The sequence below is a fragment of the Roseobacter fucihabitans genome (assembly GCF_014337925.2).
Taxonomy (GTDB): Bacteria; Pseudomonadota; Alphaproteobacteria; order Rhodobacterales; family Rhodobacteraceae; genus Roseobacter; species Roseobacter fucihabitans.
Map to the genome: position 1 here is coordinate 2,373,196 of NZ_CP143423.1, position 16,297 is coordinate 2,389,492.

Consider the following 16,297-nt stretch of genomic DNA (forward strand, 5'->3'; position numbering starts at 1 on the left):
TCAGGCCCAAGTATCGCATCCTGTTATGACGACAAAAGGATGCACGCATGGCACAATTCGCCTCGATAAACCCGACCTCTCTTATGCGACTGATCGCAACACCACAGGCCCCTGTGGTGCTTGACCTGCGCATAGATGAGGATTTTGACACTGATCCCTATCTGATCCCGACCGCCCGGCGCCACCCCTATGACCGGATCCAGGATCTGGTGCCGGACCTCTTGGACAAACATGTCGTTGTGATCTGCCACAAAGGGTTGAAAATTAGCCATGGCGCGGCTGCGGTCCTGCGCGCCAAGGGTCTGCGCGCGCAGGTGCTGGAGGGTGGCAGCCTTGCCTGGCGCGCGCAGGATTTGCCGCGCATACCGGCATCACAGATGCATAGATCGGGCGCAGCCACGCGGTGGGTCACGCGGTGGCGGCCAAAAATCGACCGGATCGCCTGCCCCTGGTTGATCCGGCGCTTTATCGATCCCAGAGCGGAATTCCTGTTTGTGCCCCCCGGTGAAGTGGCCAGTGTTGCCGAAAAATTCGACGCAACCGCTTTTGATATCCCCGGCGCGCGCTGGACCCATGACGGCCCGCTATGCACATTTGACGCCATGCTGGCGGGTTTCGAGCTTCACACGCCAGCCTTGGATAAAATGGCGCGGATCATTCGCGGGGCGGATACAAATGATCACACCCTCGCTCCCGAATGCGCTGGTCTTCTGGCGCTCTGCGTCGGGCTGTCTAGCGGATTTCGGGAGGACCTGGCGCAACTGGAGGCGGGCATGACGCTCTTTGATGCGCTTTATCGCTGGGCGCGCGATGGTCAGAACGAAACCCACGACTGGCAGGAGGCCCCCGTATGAAGGCACCGTCCACGCGCGAGATGATCCGGGTGTTCGGGCGCATCGGCCTTTTGTCATTCGGGGGTCCGGCAGCACAGATCGCGCTCATGTACCGCGAGCTGGTAGAGACCCGCAACTGGCTGAGCGAGGATGGTTTTCTGCGCGCGCTGTCTTTGTGCATGTTGCTGCCCGGCCCCGAAGCGATGCAACTGGCGACCTATGCCGGATGGCGGTTGCGCGGGACCCTGGGCGGGCTCATCGCGGGGGTGCTTTTCGTGGGTCCCGGCGCCTTGGTCGTTCTCCTGCTAGCGATGGGATATGCGCTTTATGGTCAACTCCCCTTGGTGCAAGCCGCATTTGAGGGGGTCAAGGCGGCGGTGATCATCATCGTTTTGCAAGCCCTTCTCAAGGTTGCGCGCAAGGCTCTGAACACGCGGGACGCCTGGGGGTTGGCGGGCGCGGCCTTCCTTGCGCTGTTTGCCCTTGGCCTGCCCTTTCCCCTGATCATCGCCGCGGCGGGCCTTTACGGTGCCTTCCTGCGCCAGACCACCGCGCCACCCGACCCCGCACCGATGCGCGCAAATCCGAACACCCCGGCGACCCTCCTGATCTGGGGCGCGCTTTGGGTCCTGCCCGTTCTGGCCCTTTGGCTGACGGATCAGACCTTCCTGACGCAAATCGCGTTGTTCTTTTCCAAACTCGCAGTCGTCACATTCGGCGGTGCCTATGCGGTTTTGGCCTATATGACGCAGACCGTCGTGCAGGATTTCGGCTGGATCACCACCCAGCAGATGATCGATGCGCTGGGACTGGCCGAAACGACCCCCGGCCCGCTCATTTTGGTCACGGAATTTGTGGCCCTGCTGGCAGGTTTTGCCGAGGGGGGCATCCCGATGGCTCTGGCGGCGGGGGCGGTCGCGCTCTGGGTGACCTTCATCCCCTGCTTTTTGTGGATCTTTCTGGCCGGGCCATATCTCGACGCCATATCCGAAAAACCCCGCCTCGCCTCTGCCCTCTCGGCCATTACCGCCTGCGTCGTCGGTGTGATCCTCAACCTTGCGATCTGGTTTGCCCTGCATGTGCTGTTCAAGCAAATCACAACCGCCCCCTGGCACGCGGCCCCGGTGCCTGTGCTTACCTCCCTGAACCCCGAGGCGCTGGCCCTGACCGGGTTGGCCGCGGTGCTGTTGCTGGGGTTCAAACGCGCCATGGTTGAAACGCTGATTATTGCGGCGCTGGCGGGTTTGGTGGTGAGCTTGATGTGACCATCCGCTTTTTTGCGCATGCAAGCTCTTTCTTCCGCGCGGGAATCGGCTATGCTCGGGTCAAGAAACCGGGATAGCTCAGAGGAAGCCGATGAGCAGCAGCATTGACTATGGAAACCTGATGCATGAGGCCATGCGTGGCCTCATCAAGAAGGTGCTTGAGGATATTTCCGCCAACGGCCTGCCCGGGTCGCATCACTTCTTCATCACGTTTGACACCAGCCACCCGGACGCGGAACTGGCCGATTGGCTTTCGGACCGTTACCCGGGCGAGATGACCGTTGTGATGCAGCACTGGTATGAAAATCTGGACGTGGGTGTGGATGGCTTTGCGATCACACTGAACTTTGGTGATGCCCCCGAAGCGCTTTATATCCCCTATGATGCCATCAAGACATTTGTCGACCCCTCCGTCGAATTCGGTTTACGCTTTGAAACCCAGGACGAGGAAGAAGCGCGCCCCGGCACGGAATTGGCAAAGCGGCCAAATGCGCCCTTGCCAGCGGTGAAAACACCAACCAAAACGGATGCGGATTCGAAAAAATCCGACGCAAAAGATGCTGAGATCGTGTCGCTGGACAGCTTCCGCAAGCATTAAGGCGGCTATATTGCAGAACTGTGACGCTTGTTACTGCTTTTTCAGGAACGTGGAGACGGTACGCTGGATTTCACCATTTCGCACGCTTTTGTAGTCCAAATTCAGCCCGCCGACCGCCAAGGTCCGGTTGAACTGCTGGATTTCATACCCGCCATCTTCGGCCACGAATAGGGAATAAACACTCAACGTGTCACCGTCGATGCGGCTCCAGACATAGGGCTCGCCCTTCATCGGATCGAGCTGCACATCATGGCCAAATACGTTGCGCTTCATCGCGGCGGCATAGACGTCACCGCGATCAGAGGGGACGAATTCAACGGAGTAGGATTTGGCCTTGGATGTCCCATCCGGGCGGTAGGTCGTAGAGGTCCAATCAACCCTAAACCCATTACGCGTATGGGAAATCACCACATTCATATCACGGTCATGCGTCTTGCCATCCGCGGATGTCACTGTGGCGGACCCATCATATACCCCCAGAAAACGGGATATGTCGGCCTGCGCAGCAGCGGCGCTGGCAACCACCATCAAAACCAGCAGAAACCGCGCGACAGGCCATCGAAACGATCGAAGTGCGGATGTCATGTCGGCGGTCCTTCTGGCGGCAGTCCCGCGGGGGTGCGGGGTGAGACGAGCTTCTTGCACCAAGTAAGATAGCACGTCGTCCCCTCACTTCAACGCCCCATCTGCAACACATGCCCGCAGCGCAGAGCAAACCACCCGTGATGCCCCGACCCCCAAGTGCATGTTGCGCCGCAGCACTGTCAACGCTACACCGCAGGTAGAAAAAAATACGGATGACATCATGGCTCAGACCCGCATCGAAACCGACAGCTTTGGCCCCTTAGAGGTTCCCGCAGACAAATACTGGGGCGCGCAAACGCAACGTTCGATCATCAACTTCCCCATAGGCTGGGAAAAACAACCCATCGCCCTGGTGCGCGCGCTTGGCGTGATCAAGAAAGCCTGCGCGCAGGCCAATGTTGAATTGGGCAAGCTGGACAGCGCGCGTGGCGATGCCATCGTGCAGGCGGCGGGCGAAGTCGTGGGCGGCAAATTCGATGACAATTTCCCATTGGTGGTCTGGCAGACCGGCTCGGGGACGCAATCCAACATGAACGCCAATGAGGTCATCGCCAACCGCGCGATCGAAATCATGGGCGGCGTGATCGGCACCAAGGACCCGGTGCATCCCAATGATCACTGCAACATGGGGCAATCCTCCAACGATACTTTCCCCACGGCGATGCATATCTCCACGGCGATGACGGCGCGCGATGTATTGCTGCCGGGGCTGGAAAAACTGCACGCGGCCCTGCAAGCCAAGGTCGATGAGTTTGACGGGATCATCAAGATCGGGCGCACGCACACGCAGGACGCAACCCCCCTGACCCTGTCACAGGAATTTTCGGGCTATACCCATCAGGTCGCCATGGGCATCCAGCGCGTCAAAGACGCCTTGGGGCGTATTTATGAGCTGGCGCAGGGCGGCACCGCCGTGGGCACCGGGCTTAACACAACCAAGGGCTGGGACGTGATGGTGGCCGCGAATATGGCCGACATCACCGGCCTGCCCTTCATCACCGCGCCCAATAAATTCGAGGCGCTGGCGGCACATGACGCGATGGTCGAAATCTCCGGCGCGCTTAAAACCGTCGCGGCGTCGCTGTTCAAGATTGCCAATGACATCCGCCTGCTCGGCTCCGGGCCGCGGTGTGGATTGGGCGAATTGGTCCTGCCGGAAAACGAACCCGGCTCCTCGATCATGCCCGGCAAGGTAAACCCAACCCAATGCGAAGCGCTGACGCAGGTTTGTGCGCATGTCTTTGGCAATGACGCTGCCGTGGGTTTTGCAGGCTCTCAGGGGCATTTCGAATTGAACGTCTATAAGCCAATGATGGCCTATAACGTCTTGCAATCCATGCAGCTTTTGGGCGATGCGGCCTCGGCCTTTACCGATAATCTGGTGGTGGACCTCAAGGCCGATCCCGAACGCATTGAACGGCTGATGCGCGAGTCGCTGATGTTGGTGACGGCATTGGCCCCCGAGATTGGCTATGATAACGCGACCAAGGTCGCCAAGACCGCGCATAAGAACGGCACCACCCTCAAGGAAGAGGCCATTGCGCTTGGCTTTGTCGATGCAGAAACATTTGAGCGCGTCGTGCGCCCGGAAAACATGATTGGACCCAAATGAGCACGCCCATCAACCTCAATAAGGTCAAGAAAGAACGCAACCGTGCCTCGCGCAAGGCACGGGCCGATGAAAACGCCGTCAGTTTTGGTCAGAGCAAGGCGCAAAAAGAGCTGCTGAAGGCGAAGGCCGAGAAGATCGCGCGCAATCTGGACGCTCACAAGCGCGAGACATGAACGCGCGGCCCGTGAAGCATTCGGTGACCCTCAAGGGTCATCGGACCTCTATCTCTCTGGAAGATGAATTCTGGCAGGCCTTGCGCGATCTGGCGCAGAAAAAGTCAATGCCGATCAATGCGTTGATCGAGGACATTGACGTGGATCGCGGAACCACCATGGGGCTGGCCTCCGCGATCCGTCTTTATGTGCTGCGCGATTTGCAGGCCCGCTTAACCCGCTCAGACTGAGGCGCGATAGATTTTATCGATGTTGCCGCCCAGGGCCGCGTTGAACTCTGAATCGCTCATTTTGACGTTCAACCCTTCGGTCAAAGCGCGGCTGAAACTTGCAATCATGTGTTTGTTTTCGGCAAGCTTCGCCGAGGCCACATCTGTCGAATAGCCCCCCGATAGCGCAACAACACGCAAGACCCGAGGATGCGCAGCTAGACCGTCATAAAGTCCCGGTTGATCCGGTAGCGTCAATTTAAGCATCACATCAACATCGCCCCCCAAAGAATTGAGATGTTTTGTAATTTCGGCCTCAAGGATTTTCTCCGCCTCGGCTTTGCTGGCGGAATGGATGTTCACCTCAGGTTCCAGAATCGGCACCAACCCGGCGGCAAGCACGGTCCGCGCGACCTCAAATTGTTGCGCGACGATATCAGCGATCCCGGTGGCATTGGCTTCATTGATGACCGACCGTTCCTTCGTGCCAAAAATCCCCTTGGATTTGGCCACCTTCAGAACGTCCTCCAGGCCAGGCATCGGCTTGAGAAGCTGAACACCATTGGCTTCCTCTTCCAGGCCCTTGTCGATCTTTAGGAAGGGCACGACGCCCCGATTGCTCCAGAGCAATTCCGCAACGGGTTTATCATTAATCGTATCATGCATCGTACGTTCAAACAGGATCGCCCCGATGATTTTCTGGCTGGTGAAATCATCGGCCAAAATGATCCGCGCACGCATGTCGTGCATCGCCCTGAACATCTCCACGTCACCAGAATAATCTTCGGGTTCAACGCCATAAAGGCTCAACGCCTTGGGGGTCGAGCCCCCCGATTGATCAAGGGCGGCGATAAACCCGGCACCGGATTTCATTTGATCTCGCATCGCGTTGGTGTCTGACATGATCGGTTTTTCCTTTTGATTCCGCCCCTGCGCCTCTGCATAGAACAGTCGCGCGCAGGATGGTACATGTTAGCGCCAGACAATACGCAACCAAATACCGCCCCGCGCCCGCACCGTCAGATACGCAACAGGCGCGGATGGTGGGTAATTGCTCAATTTGACCCTCACTTCACGCAGGATATAGGCTCGCGTTTCGACGTGTTACAGGCGAAATCATGCAGCAGTTATTGCGCATAAAAGCGATACTCCACGGGTTTGAACCACGAGAGTACGCCCCAGATGAGCATCACAAACACGGACCTCACCTCAAACCGTGTCTATCGCAAAGCCACTGGTGCGGTTGCGAGACCAGCTGGAACGGCCAAAGATGTAAATGAGTGTCGTGAGTTTCGCAGCAGAAAGGGCGCGCATGAACCAGCCTTGCACGCGCCCGAAAAGATCACCGGGGTTGGAGAGCCAATCTCCCCGGATCAGCCCAGCGTTGCCAAAGCCGGGAAACGCTCCAGCAACCACCACGAGAAAGTCGTGAAAGCACCCGTCACGAGGGCCAGCCCTACGACCACAAGCAGACCGCCCATTACACGTTCGATCATTTTCATGTGGCGTTTGAGGCGGTTCATGACGCCGACGGCGCGGGTAATAAACATCGCGGCCAATAGAAACGGGATGCCCAGGCCCGCCGCGTAGATGCCAAGCAGCAACGTTCCCCGGCTCACTGAGGCCTCAGAGGCGGCCAGCGACAGGATCGCACCCAATTGCGGACCGATGCAGGGCGTCCAGCCAAAGGCGAAGGCGAGACCCAGGATATAAGCGCCAAAGCTGGACCCCCCCTTGTCGCCCGCATCAAGGCGGGCCTCCTGATCGAGGAACGGGATGCGGAACAGCCCCAGAAAATGCAGGCCGAATATGATGACCACAAGACCGGAGGCCTGCGCGAATATCACCTGATTTTGCAGGAAAAACGCCCCAAAGACCGAGGCGGTGAAGCCCAGGATCAGGAAGACAGTGCTCAGACCCAGCACAAAGAACAGAGCGGCGATTACAGCGCGACGGCGCGCGGCAGTCTCCCCCGACATTTCGTTGAGCGATACGCCGCTCATATAGGCCAGATAGGGCGGCACGATGGGCAGCACGCAGGGGCTCAGGAAGCTGATGACGCCAGCAAGCAGCGCCACAACCATGGCAGGGACGAGGCCTGCGTCGATGATCTCGATTCCAAACATTCCCAACCCCTAGCCGATAAGCATTCAGACGTCACGCGGCGCGCAGTCACATCATTGTGGACAGATTGAAACATCGCGCCTATCTGAGGAGTATGAGCGATGATCTTAACACACTTGATGCCACCGGGCTGCTATGCCCCCTGCCCGTTCTGAAGGCGCGCAAACGTTTGCAGGCGCTTGCTGCGGGCGATGTTCTGACCGTTCAGGCCGATGATCCCGCCGCCGTCGTGGATGTGCCGCATTTTTGTGCCGAAGCAGGTCACACGCTTGTGTCCTCGCGCCAGGACGGTGCCGTGCAGGTCTATGTGATCCGCAAGGCCTGACGCAAAAAGGCGCGCCGATGTGGCACGCCTTTCGCTGTGATATCGGGTGTTTCGCGGTTAGCCCCCCAAGGACCACCAGCCCTTGCGCTTTGGCTTGGCAGGCTTGGGCTCTGCGGTGGGTTCGGGCGCAGCTGCAACCGTCTCTGGCTCGGCCTGCACAGGCGCGGCGGGTGCCACAGCGACCGGCTCGGGCGCGGCAGCAGCGGCCTTAACCTCTGCGGGGGCCTCCTCAGGCGCGACCTCTGGTGTCGCTTGTGCGGGTGCGGTGTCCGCTGACGCGTCGGCGGCCCCGACCTCCTCAACCTTCGGCTTCTTGGCGCGGCTGGCACGTTTGCGCTTGGGCTTGGGTGCCTCCTCCGGCTCACCCTCTGTCGGGGCTGGCGCTTCGCTGGCCGCTCCTTCTGAGGCCGCGGCTTCACTCACGGCTTCGGCCTTTGCCTTGCTGGTGCGCGACCGCCGCCGAGGTTTCGGCTTTTCGGCCTCACCCTCCGGTGCCACCGCAACGGGCTCTTCGACCTTGGAGGCTGGTTCAGCTTCCGGCGCTGCGCCGTTCTCGGCGGGCTTGGACGTCTCTTCCTGCGCGGGTGCGCTTTCAGATGTCTCGCCAGAGGCCTCGTGGGACTGCTCACTCTCAGCACCATTGGATTTGTTGCGACTACGACGCCGACGACGGCGACGGCGCTTGGGTTTGGCGTCTCCATCACCGTCTTCACCGTTCTGGCGCGCGGACTCCGCTTCCGGTGCCTGCGGTGCAGGGGCTTCATCCTCGACAACGACGTCGGCGTCGTCATCCGCATCTACCTGATCCATCAGCGAGGTATCGACAGACACCACATGCGCAGAGACCACCGGCACAACACGCGTCGCCGTCTTGAACTTCTCAAGGCTGAAATCCGGGCTGACCAGCGTCGGATCCCCTTCGATCCGCACCGACAACCCATAGCGTGCTTCGATATGGGCGATGTGTTCGCGTTTCTGGTTCATCAGGAAATTGGCAATCCCGACGGGCGCTGTGACCAGCACTTCGCGTGACCTCTTGCGGGTGCCTTCCTCTTCGATCTGGCGCAGGATGGATAGCGCAAGATTGTCGTCTGAGCGGATCAGACCGGTGCCATGACAGGCCTGACAAGGCTGCGTCGTTGCCTCAATCATACCGGGGCGGAGACGCTGACGCGACATTTCCATCAGACCGAAACCGGAAATCCGACCGACCTGAATGCGCGCACGGTCGGTCTTGAGCTTATCCTTCATCATCTTCTCGACGGCGGCGTTATTCTTGCGCTCGTCCATGTCGATGAAGTCGATCACGATCAGCCCGGCCAGATCCCGCAGACGCAATTGGCGCGCCACCTCTGCGGCAGCCTCCAGGTTGGTCTTGGTCGCGGTCTGCTCAATCGAGCCTTCCTTGGTCGCGCGTCCAGAGTTCACATCAATCGCCACCAGCGCTTCCGTCACGCCGATCACGATATAGCCACCCGAGGGCAATTGAACCGTCGGATTGAACATCCCCGCCAGATAGCTTTCGACCTGAAAACGCGCGAAAAGCGGCAGGTTTTCAGTGTAAAGCTTCACGTTTTTCGCGTGGGATGGCATGATCATCTTCATGAAGTCCTTGGCGATGCGGTAACCGCGCTCGCCCTCCACAAACACCTCGTCGATATCACGATTATAAAGGTCGCGGATCGAGCGTTTGATCAGATCGCCTTCTTCATAAATCTTCGCGGGTGCCACAGATTTCAGCGTCAGATCGCGGATTTGCTCCCACAGCCGTTGCAGATATTCATAGTCACGCTTGATTTCGGCCTTGGTGCGTTTGGCCCCGGCGGTACGCACGATGAGCCCGGCACCCTGGGGCACTTCGATCTCATTGGCGATTTCCTTGAGCTTCTTGCGATCCACCGCATTGGTGATCTTGCGCGAAATCCCACCGCCGCGCGCCGTGTTCGGCATCAGCACGCAATAACGACCCGCCAAAGACAGATACGTGGTCAGAGCCGCGCCTTTGTTGCCGCGCTCTTCCTTGACGACCTGCACCAGCAGGATTTGACGGACCTTGATGACTTCCTGAATCTTGTAGCGCCGCGGGCGTGGTTTGCGCACGGGACGAATGTCTTCATGGTCATCATCATCGGCCACGGATTCGATGGTGTCATCCTTGGCGGCAGCATCGGTTTTGCGCGCCGGGGTGTCATCATCATCCTCATGCGCCTCGACATCTGCGCCCGCATCAGTTGGGTCCCCATCGGGCTCCTCCACCGGCGTCTCGGCCACGCGCTCCATTGGCGAAGAGCCTTCCTCATCGTCGAGATCAATGGTCTCCATCCCGCCGATCTGATCGGCGTCCACATCACGCGATGCGGTCGCATCATCATTGGCCGCCTCGGCAGCCTTTGGCTTGGCACGGCTGCGGCTGCGCGTGCGGCGCTTTGGTTTTTCTTCCTCGTCTTCCTTGGCCTTCTGCGCTTCGGCATAGGCGCGCTCTTCTTCCATCAGCGCCTGACGGTCTGCCACTGGAATCTGATAATAATCCGGATGGATTTCCGAGAACGCCAGGAAGCCATGGCGATTGCCGCCATAATCCACGAAAGCCGCCTGAAGCGACGGCTCGACCCGTGTTACTTTTGCGAGGTAAATATTGCCAGCGAGCTGGCGTTTGTTTTCGGATTCAAAATCGAACTCTTCAACCTTGTTTCCATCCACCACCACGACGCGGGTTTCCTCCGCGTGGGTGGCATCGATAAGCATTTTCTTAGCCATAAATCCAATTTGCATAGCCGCGCTCGCACCGATCCAGGAGGATCAGTGAGATGCGGAATATGTCTTGTCAGGGCGATCTGAGACGCACGGCTGACCCGGCCCGGTGGGGCCATGGTGTATCTGCTCAATGCATCGGCGCGCGTCATCGCGTTTCTTCTCCGACACGAGCGCGCATCAGCGGCCTCGCATCCATTTTGAACTGAGTGTTTTGGGGCGCTTCGCCTTGTGCCACATCAGCGGTTCGTTGGCCGTTTCCGGCCCAATCGGCCTGCGTTGGAGATGTGATAAGTCCACACCGCGCCCAACACAGCGAATCTCATAAGGAGGGTGTGCATCATCACGTAACGCGTCTCCTTCCCCCTAATTAATGCGACAGCGCCCCGAAACACAATGGGGAATGTGCAAAGGGGGACAGAAAACCTCCCTATCCCCCCGGTTTCACGCGGTTTTTCCGTAACTATACCGGCGCCGTCCCGCTCAGAGGTAATCGGAGCGTTGCAACCCGTATTTTGCCATTTTCTCGTTTAACGTGCGCCGTGGCAGGCATAATTCGTCCATGACGCTGGCAATCGAACCGCGGTGGCGCCGCATCGTATTGTCGATCAGCATGCGCTCGAACGCTTCGACATATTCCTTGAGCGGTTTGCCTTCGGTGGTCATGACGGGCTGCATATCCTCGTGATCATTCATCAGCAGCGAGGCGATCGTGCCTGAGCCGCGCCGCGATTGCAGCACCGCGCGTTCGGCGACATTGATCAACTGGCGCACATTGCCGGGCCAGGGAGCCTGCAACAATTGCGCCGCTTCCTGTGCCGAGACCTGCGGCGCGTCACAGCCATATTCATCGGAAAACTGCTCGGACAGGCGCGTGAAGAGCGTTAGGATATCCTCGCCGCGCTGGCGCAGCGGTGGCACGATGATGCGCAGAGCCGCCAATCGGTAAAACAGATCCGCCCGCAGCGCGTCCTCGGAGGTGCGCCCGGCCTCCTGCAAATTCGAGATCGCAACGATACGGGTTTCCGCCGGCGCGCCCTGCTCATTAATCACGCTCAAGAGCCGCGCTTGCAGAGTCTCGCTCAGCGCCTCGATGTCTTCGAGCACAAGCGTACCCCCACGCGCCTCCTCAATCGCAGGCAGCTGCGTGTCATCGGGCTGCATCGGGCCGAACAGACGCTTGCTCAGCGCCTCTTCCTCATAGGCACCGCAGCTGATCAGCACGAATTTCTTGCCCGCACGCGAGCCCACCGCATGCAGCGCATGCGCCACCAGCGTTTTACCCGTCCCGGTTTCGCCGTCGATCAACACATGGCCATCCGCCTGCCCCAGATCGAGGATATCCTCGCGCAGGCGCTCCATCACCGGGCTTTGGCCGATGAGCTTCTTCATCAGCTGACCGCCATCTGACAGCTCGCGGCGCAGCGCACGGTTGTCCATCACCAGACGCCGCGCGCCGGTGGCTTTCTTGGCCAATTCGCTCATCCGATCCGGGTTGAACGGTTTTTCCAGAAAATCAAACGCGCCCACCCGCATCGCCTCGACCGCCATGGGCACATCGCCATGCCCGGTGATCATGATGACGGGCAGCGCCGAGTCGTTGCCCATCAGCTTCTTAAGAAACTGCATCCCGTCCATGCCGGGCATCTTGATGTCGGAAATGACGATGCCGGGGTATTCAGGACCCAAGACCTTGAGCGCATCTTCCGCGCTGCCAAAGGTCTCCGTGTCATAGCCCGATAGGGCCAGCCACTGGCTGATGGATTGCCGCATGTCCTGTTCGTCATCCACGATCGCGATTTTCATTGCTTGTGCCATGGGTTACTCCGCCGCTTGTGTTTCTTGGTCGCCGTCCAATATGGGCAGCTGCATTTCAAATACCGCGCCCCCTGCCTGTCCGTTGCGCGCAGTGAGCCTTCCCCCAAGGTCGTTAACGATCCCCGAAGAGATCGCAAGCCCCAGCCCAACGCCATCACCGGGCTGTTTGGTGGTATAAAAGGGTTCAAACAGCTGATCGAGGTCCTCGATGCCGGGGCCGTTGTCGCGCACCGTCAAGGTGGCCGTCTCCCCGGCGAAGAGCATGATTTCGACGCTGGGATGACGCTCTGATTTGGTGGCATCAAGCGCATTGCGCAACAGGTTCACCATCACCTGCTCGATGCGCAAACGATCCCCCATGACCTGCACGGGTGTATCCGGGACCACACGGACGATCTGCACATGTCGCTGGCGTAATTGCGGCTCCATCATCGAGAGGGCCGAGGCCAGCGCATCGCCCATATCTACAGGGGAAAACGCCTCCTGCCCCTTGCGGGCGTAGGATTTCAATTGCCGCGTAATCCCACCCATCCGCTCGATCAGATCATCAATACGGCCAAAGGAGGAGAGCGCCTCCTCATGACGGTTACGCCGCACCAAAAGCCGCGCCCCGGCAAGGTATGTTTTCATCGCCGCAAGCGGTTGGTTCAACTCGTGGCTAACGGCAGCCGACATCTCGCCCAAGGCCGCCAGTTTACTGGATTGCTCAAGGGTTTGCTCGGCCACGGCGAGCGTCTCCTGCACCCTTTTGCGCTCGGCAATTTCCCGCTGGAGCGCAACATTCAAAGCCCGCAATTCGGCTGATTCCCGCTGAAAAAGCGCCATGCGCAACGCGTTGCGACGGCTCAGTGCGTAAAAGCTCAGGGCCAGCAGAATTGCGAATCCCATAATCTCAAGCGCCAGCACCCCGTTCACCCGCTCGCGCACCGACGCATAGGTTGTGAACGATGCCATCCGCCATCCGCGAAACGGGATACGCGTCTCCAGGCGCATCACCGCCTCGCCCTGCAAATAGGCATCCGGCGGCAGGGCGGTCCAATCCGCGGTGGCCTGAATGGCGCGCTGAATCGCGTTTTTGGGGGTCTGGCGCGCCAGCGCTTCTTCCTCAGTGCGCCCGCGCCAGCGCGGTTCCGTTGTCAGAATAATGTTGCCCGTGCTATCAGTCACAATGACCGCATCCGAAATCCCCGCCCAGGCCCGGCCGAATTTCTGCAAATCCACCTCGACCGCGATCACGCCCAGCACATCCGATCCCGATTGCACGCGGCGCGAATAGACAAAGCGGTAGCCGTTCGATTCGGTCTCCGCCACGGTGAAGATGGTCGCATTGGATCGGATCGCATCCACGAAATAAGGCGCGCCGCGATGGGGGGAGCCCAGACGCGTGCGATCCGTGGCCGCCACCGTGCGCCCGTCGATGTCCAGCAGCATGAGCGAGGCCGCCCCGATTTCATCCACAAAGGAAATCAACCGCCGTGTCGAGGCCGTGTAATCCGCAGAGTTCAGCGCGCCGATCAGCTCCGCATCGCGCGCCAAAAGCTGCGGGACAATCGCGTTCTGGCGCAATTCGGATAATAAGTTCCCGCTATAGAGCGCCAGACGCAATTCGGCGCGGTTGCGCGTGCTTTCCGTAAAACGATCAGTCAGCAGTTTGTTGGTGACAGACACCGTGACGATGGCAAAGGCCAACAGGACGCCAAGGGCGATGCGCACCCGCCAGTTGATCGCCTGGGTCTGATTTTCCGGGTTCACCGCGTTGTTCATGCCACTAGGCTACGCTAAAGCGCCCGTCCGGCTCAAGTCACGCCGTCACGAGCCCGTCGGCCAATGCGCGGAAGAGCGCCTGCCCATCGGTGCCGCCATGGCCCACATCCGCCGCCCGTTCCGGGTGCGGCATCATGCCCAAAACGCGACGGTTTTGCGACAGGATGCCCGCGATATCGGCGCGCGCGCCATTGGGATTGTCGGTATAGGTAAAGGCAATGCGATCCTCGCCCTTGAGCCGCGCAATGGTATCTTCATCCGCGAAATAATTGCCATCATGATGGGCGATGGGGATGTTGATCACGTCACCCGCATTGTAGCCTTGTGTATAGATGGAATTGGAGGTTTCCGTTTTTAAACCAACGGTTTGACAGATGTACTTCAACCCCGCGTTACGCAGCAAGGCACCGGGCAACAGCCCCGTTTCGGTCAGGACCTGAAAGCCATTGCACACGCCCAGAACATAGCCACCCCGCTCTGCGTGGTCCGCCACCGACCGGCAGATCGGCGAATTCGCAGCAATCGCGCCGCAGCGCAGATAATCCCCAAAGGAGAACCCACCCGGTATGCCAATGATGTCCACACCGTCTGGCAGATTGCTGTCCTTGTGCCACACAAGGCTGACCTTGGCCCCTGCCGCCTCAAAGGCCACGGCAAGGTCGCGGTCACAGTTGGATCCGGGAAAGACAACGACCGCTGCGTGCATCAGAGGATCTCCACCGTGTAGGATTCGATCACCGTATTGGCCAAAAGCTTATCGCACATGGCGGCGACATCCGCCTCGCTGGCACCCTCTTGGAGGTCCAATTCAATGACCTTACCCTGACGCACGCCCTTGACGCCCTCAAAGCCCAAAGCGCCCAGAGCGTGGCGCACGGCCTCGCCCTGCGGATCCAACACACCGTTCTTCAGCATCACATGCACCCGCGCCTTCATGGTGATCTTAACTCCTGTTTTTGTCGTGCCTAAAGATGGGTTTAATTGATCAAGGTCGGTTTGCTCACCGGGGTCGCGTTCTTGGGCATGACGCCCAGACGGCGCGCCACCTCGGTGTAGGCGTCCTTGAGGTCACCCAGATCGCGGCGGAACACGTCCTTGTCGAGCTTCTGGCCGGTCTCGATATCCCACAGGCGGCAGCTGTCCGGACTGATTTCATCGGCCAGGATCAGGCGCTGGAAATCACCGTCATAAACGCGGCCCACTTCGATCTTGAAATCGACCAGACGGATGCCGACGGCCATCATCACGCCGGACAGGAAATCATTGACCCGCAGCGCGAGACTCAGGATATCTTCCATGTCCTGCTGGCTGGCCCATCCAAAGGCGGCGATATGCTCTTCGGTCACCAGCGGATCGCCAAGCGCATCATCCTTGTAACAATACTCCACGATCGGGCGCGGCAATTGCGTGCCTTCCTCGATGCCCAGACGCTTTGACATGGTTCCGGCGGCATAATTGCGCACGATAATCTCAAGCGGGATGATCTCGACCTGGCGCACCAGCTGTTCGCGCATGTTCAGGCGCTTGATAAAATGGTTCGGCACGCCGATCTGGCCCAAACCGGTCATGAAAAATTCCGACAGCCGGTTGTTCAACACGCCCTTGCCCTCAATCACGGCCTTTTTCTCGGCATTAAAGGCGGTGGCGTCATCCTTGAAATATTGCACAATGGTGCCAGGCTCGGGGCCCTCATAGAGGATTTTCGCTTTGCCTTCGTAGATTTTCTTGCGCCGGGCCATGGGCGTCCTTTCGCGAACATGCCACAGGGGTTGCGACACCATGAGCCTCTCTTAGTGCAAGCTCTGTGTCGCTGCAAGCGCAGGGGTCTTGCGAAACGCCTCGCCAGGCCGCATATCCAAGGAGAGGCCAACATGCTGATCAGGAGACAGGCGCATGAGTACATTCGATGACCGCGAAAATGCATTTGAGAACAAATATGCCCATGATGCGGACATGCAATTCCGTGCCGAAGCCCGGCGCAATAAATTGCTCGGGCTTTGGGCGGCCGACTTGCTCGGGAAATCCGGCGATGATGCGGCAGAATATGCCAAGGAAGTCGTGAAGTCAGATTTTGAAGAGGCGGGCGACGAGGACGTCTATCGCAAGGTGTCCGGCGATCTGGGCGCCAAAGCCGATGAAGCCACGATCCGTGCGAAGATGGTCGAATTGATGGTCCAAGCCAAAGCCCAGCTGATGACAGAAACCTAAATGTGATAACCGCGATTTCAGCGGCCCTGCGC

Annotated in this window: 17 protein-coding genes; 8 read left to right on the plus strand and 9 right to left on the minus strand. The window is 59.3% G+C overall.

Annotated features, from left to right (window positions below; genetic code table 11):
• The first annotated feature begins 47 nt into the window (after window positions 1–47).
• The 3 genes from ROLI_RS11605 to ROLI_RS11615 all read left to right on the plus strand — a co-directional run bounded on the left by ROLI_RS11605 (window position 48) and on the right by ROLI_RS11615 (window position 2,696).
• A complete protein-coding gene (locus tag ROLI_RS11605; RefSeq protein ID WP_187430085.1) occupies window positions 48–854 on the plus strand; it encodes a chromate resistance protein ChrB domain-containing protein in 807 nt (268 codons plus the stop codon).
• Window positions 851–2,098, plus strand: coding sequence for a chromate efflux transporter (gene chrA / locus ROLI_RS11610; RefSeq protein WP_187430086.1), 1,248 nt, complete (start codon window positions 851–853; stop codon window positions 2,096–2,098). Before ROLI_RS11605 ends, chrA begins: the two co-directional genes overlap by 4 nt.
• A gap of 91 nt (window positions 2,099–2,189) precedes the next feature.
• Window positions 2,190–2,696, plus strand: coding sequence for an SspB family protein (locus ROLI_RS11615; RefSeq protein ID WP_187430087.1), 507 nt, complete (start codon window positions 2,190–2,192; stop codon window positions 2,694–2,696).
• A gap of 30 nt (window positions 2,697–2,726) precedes the next feature.
• On the opposite strand, the gene ROLI_RS11620 is transcribed toward ROLI_RS11615, so the two are convergent.
• The gene (locus ROLI_RS11620) at window positions 2,727–3,281 is read right to left on the minus strand and encodes a hypothetical protein (protein ID WP_187430088.1); all 555 of its coding nucleotides are present in this window, start codon (window positions 3,279–3,281) and stop codon (window positions 2,727–2,729) included.
• Window positions 3,282–3,501: 220 nt separating this feature from the next.
• On the opposite strand from ROLI_RS11620, the gene fumC reads away from it, so the two are divergent.
• From fumC to ROLI_RS11635, 3 genes are read left to right on the plus strand one after another with little or no spacing between them, the layout of a single operon-like run.
• Window positions 3,502–4,893: a class II fumarate hydratase gene (fumC, locus tag ROLI_RS11625; RefSeq protein ID WP_187430089.1), complete on the plus strand. Its 1,392-nt coding sequence runs from the start codon at window positions 3,502–3,504 to the stop codon at window positions 4,891–4,893.
• Window positions 4,890–5,066, plus strand: coding sequence for a DUF4169 family protein (locus ROLI_RS11630; protein WP_187430090.1), 177 nt, complete (start codon window positions 4,890–4,892; stop codon window positions 5,064–5,066). Before fumC ends, ROLI_RS11630 begins: the two co-directional genes overlap by 4 nt.
• Window positions 5,063–5,296, plus strand: a complete 234-nt coding sequence (locus tag ROLI_RS11635) for a ribbon-helix-helix domain-containing protein (protein ID WP_187430091.1) — start codon at window positions 5,063–5,065, stop codon at window positions 5,294–5,296. Before ROLI_RS11630 ends, ROLI_RS11635 begins: the two co-directional genes overlap by 4 nt.
• Here the strand turns inward: ROLI_RS11635 and ROLI_RS11640 are convergent.
• Together ROLI_RS11640 and ROLI_RS11645 are read right to left on the minus strand one after the other, a co-directional pair.
• On the minus strand, window positions 5,288–6,178 hold the full coding sequence (locus tag ROLI_RS11640; protein ID WP_187430092.1) for a fructose bisphosphate aldolase: 891 nt from the start codon (window positions 6,176–6,178) through the stop codon (window positions 5,288–5,290). The genes ROLI_RS11635 and ROLI_RS11640 overlap by 9 nt on opposite strands.
• A 470-nt stretch (window positions 6,179–6,648) precedes the next feature.
• Entirely contained in the window at window positions 6,649–7,401 is a 753-nt protein-coding gene (locus ROLI_RS11645; protein ID WP_187430093.1) for a cytochrome c biogenesis CcdA family protein, read from the minus strand.
• A 92-nt stretch (window positions 7,402–7,493) separates the two neighbouring features.
• Between ROLI_RS11645 and ROLI_RS11650 the strand changes: the two genes are divergently transcribed.
• Window positions 7,494–7,724 (plus strand): sulfurtransferase TusA family protein, encoded by a 231-nt coding sequence (locus ROLI_RS11650; protein ID WP_187430094.1) that lies wholly within the window; start codon window positions 7,494–7,496, stop codon window positions 7,722–7,724.
• Window positions 7,725–7,781: 57 nt separating this feature from the next.
• Here the strand turns inward: ROLI_RS11650 and ROLI_RS11655 are convergent, their stop codons facing one another.
• The 6 genes from ROLI_RS11655 to purC all read right to left on the minus strand — a co-directional run bounded on the left by ROLI_RS11655 (window position 7,782) and on the right by purC (window position 15,796).
• Complete coding sequence (locus tag ROLI_RS11655; RefSeq protein ID WP_187430095.1) at window positions 7,782–10,481, minus strand: ribonuclease E/G; 2,700 nt, start codon at window positions 10,479–10,481, stop codon at window positions 7,782–7,784.
• Window positions 10,482–10,958: 477 nt separating this feature from the next.
• Window positions 10,959–12,293 carry a sigma-54 dependent transcriptional regulator gene (locus ROLI_RS11660; RefSeq protein ID WP_187430096.1) on the minus strand — a complete coding sequence of 445 codons (1,335 nt, stop codon included), beginning with the start codon at window positions 12,291–12,293 and terminating at the stop codon, window positions 10,959–10,961.
• Between the two features lie 3 nt (window positions 12,294–12,296).
• Complete coding sequence (locus ROLI_RS11665) at window positions 12,297–14,057, minus strand: ATP-binding protein (RefSeq protein ID WP_338469157.1); 1,761 nt, start codon at window positions 14,055–14,057, stop codon at window positions 12,297–12,299.
• 37 nt (window positions 14,058–14,094) lie between these two features.
• Window positions 14,095–14,763: a phosphoribosylformylglycinamidine synthase subunit PurQ gene (purQ, locus tag ROLI_RS11670; RefSeq protein WP_187430098.1), complete on the minus strand. Its 669-nt coding sequence runs from the start codon at window positions 14,761–14,763 to the stop codon at window positions 14,095–14,097.
• The gene (gene purS, locus ROLI_RS11675; protein WP_187430099.1) at window positions 14,763–14,993 is read right to left on the minus strand and encodes a phosphoribosylformylglycinamidine synthase subunit PurS; all 231 of its coding nucleotides are present in this window, start codon (window positions 14,991–14,993) and stop codon (window positions 14,763–14,765) included. The genes purQ and purS overlap by 1 nt, the downstream gene beginning before the upstream one ends.
• Window positions 14,994–15,034: 41 nt before the next feature.
• Window positions 15,035–15,796 (minus strand): phosphoribosylaminoimidazolesuccinocarboxamide synthase, encoded by a 762-nt coding sequence (gene purC / locus ROLI_RS11680; protein ID WP_187430100.1) that lies wholly within the window; start codon window positions 15,794–15,796, stop codon window positions 15,035–15,037.
• Window positions 15,797–15,950: 154 nt separating this feature from the next.
• Here purC and ROLI_RS11685 point away from each other — a divergent pair, with 154 nt between their 5' ends.
• Window positions 15,951–16,265, plus strand: coding sequence for a DUF1476 domain-containing protein (locus ROLI_RS11685; RefSeq protein ID WP_187430101.1), 315 nt, complete (start codon window positions 15,951–15,953; stop codon window positions 16,263–16,265).
• Window positions 16,266–16,297 lie beyond the last annotated feature (32 nt).

Excerpts from the sequence above, each read along its gene's own strand:
- ROLI_RS11605 (WP_187430085.1), top strand. The coding sequence starts at position 48 with ATGGCACAATTCGCCTCGATAAACCCGACCTCTCTTATGCGACTGATC.
- chrA (WP_187430086.1), top strand. The coding sequence starts at position 851 with ATGAAGGCACCGTCCACGCGCGAGATGATCCGGGTGTTCGGGCGCATC.
- ROLI_RS11615 (WP_187430087.1), top strand. The coding sequence starts at position 2,190 with ATGAGCAGCAGCATTGACTATGGAAACCTGATGCATGAGGCCATGCGT.
- ROLI_RS11620 (WP_187430088.1), bottom strand. The coding sequence starts at position 3,281 with ATGACATCCGCACTTCGATCGTTTCGATGGCCTGTCGCGCGGTTTCTG.
- fumC (WP_187430089.1), top strand. The coding sequence starts at position 3,502 with ATGGCTCAGACCCGCATCGAAACCGACAGCTTTGGCCCCTTAGAGGTT.
- ROLI_RS11630 (WP_187430090.1), top strand. The coding sequence starts at position 4,890 with ATGAGCACGCCCATCAACCTCAATAAGGTCAAGAAAGAACGCAACCGT.
- ROLI_RS11635 (WP_187430091.1), top strand. The coding sequence starts at position 5,063 with ATGAACGCGCGGCCCGTGAAGCATTCGGTGACCCTCAAGGGTCATCGG.
- ROLI_RS11640 (WP_187430092.1), bottom strand. The coding sequence starts at position 6,178 with ATGTCAGACACCAACGCGATGCGAGATCAAATGAAATCCGGTGCCGGG.
- ROLI_RS11645 (WP_187430093.1), bottom strand. The coding sequence starts at position 7,401 with ATGTTTGGAATCGAGATCATCGACGCAGGCCTCGTCCCTGCCATGGTT.
- ROLI_RS11650 (WP_187430094.1), top strand. The coding sequence starts at position 7,494 with ATGAGCGATGATCTTAACACACTTGATGCCACCGGGCTGCTATGCCCC.
- ROLI_RS11655 (WP_187430095.1), bottom strand. The coding sequence starts at position 10,481 with ATGGCTAAGAAAATGCTTATCGATGCCACCCACGCGGAGGAAACCCGC.
- ROLI_RS11660 (WP_187430096.1), bottom strand. The coding sequence starts at position 12,293 with ATGGCACAAGCAATGAAAATCGCGATCGTGGATGACGAACAGGACATG.
- ROLI_RS11665 (WP_338469157.1), bottom strand. The coding sequence starts at position 14,057 with ATGAACAACGCGGTGAACCCGGAAAATCAGACCCAGGCGATCAACTGG.
- purQ (WP_187430098.1), bottom strand. The coding sequence starts at position 14,763 with ATGCACGCAGCGGTCGTTGTCTTTCCCGGATCCAACTGTGACCGCGAC.
- purS (WP_187430099.1), bottom strand. The coding sequence starts at position 14,993 with ATGAAGGCGCGGGTGCATGTGATGCTGAAGAACGGTGTGTTGGATCCG.
- purC (WP_187430100.1), bottom strand. The coding sequence starts at position 15,796 with ATGGCCCGGCGCAAGAAAATCTACGAAGGCAAAGCGAAAATCCTCTAT.
- ROLI_RS11685 (WP_187430101.1), top strand. The coding sequence starts at position 15,951 with ATGAGTACATTCGATGACCGCGAAAATGCATTTGAGAACAAATATGCC.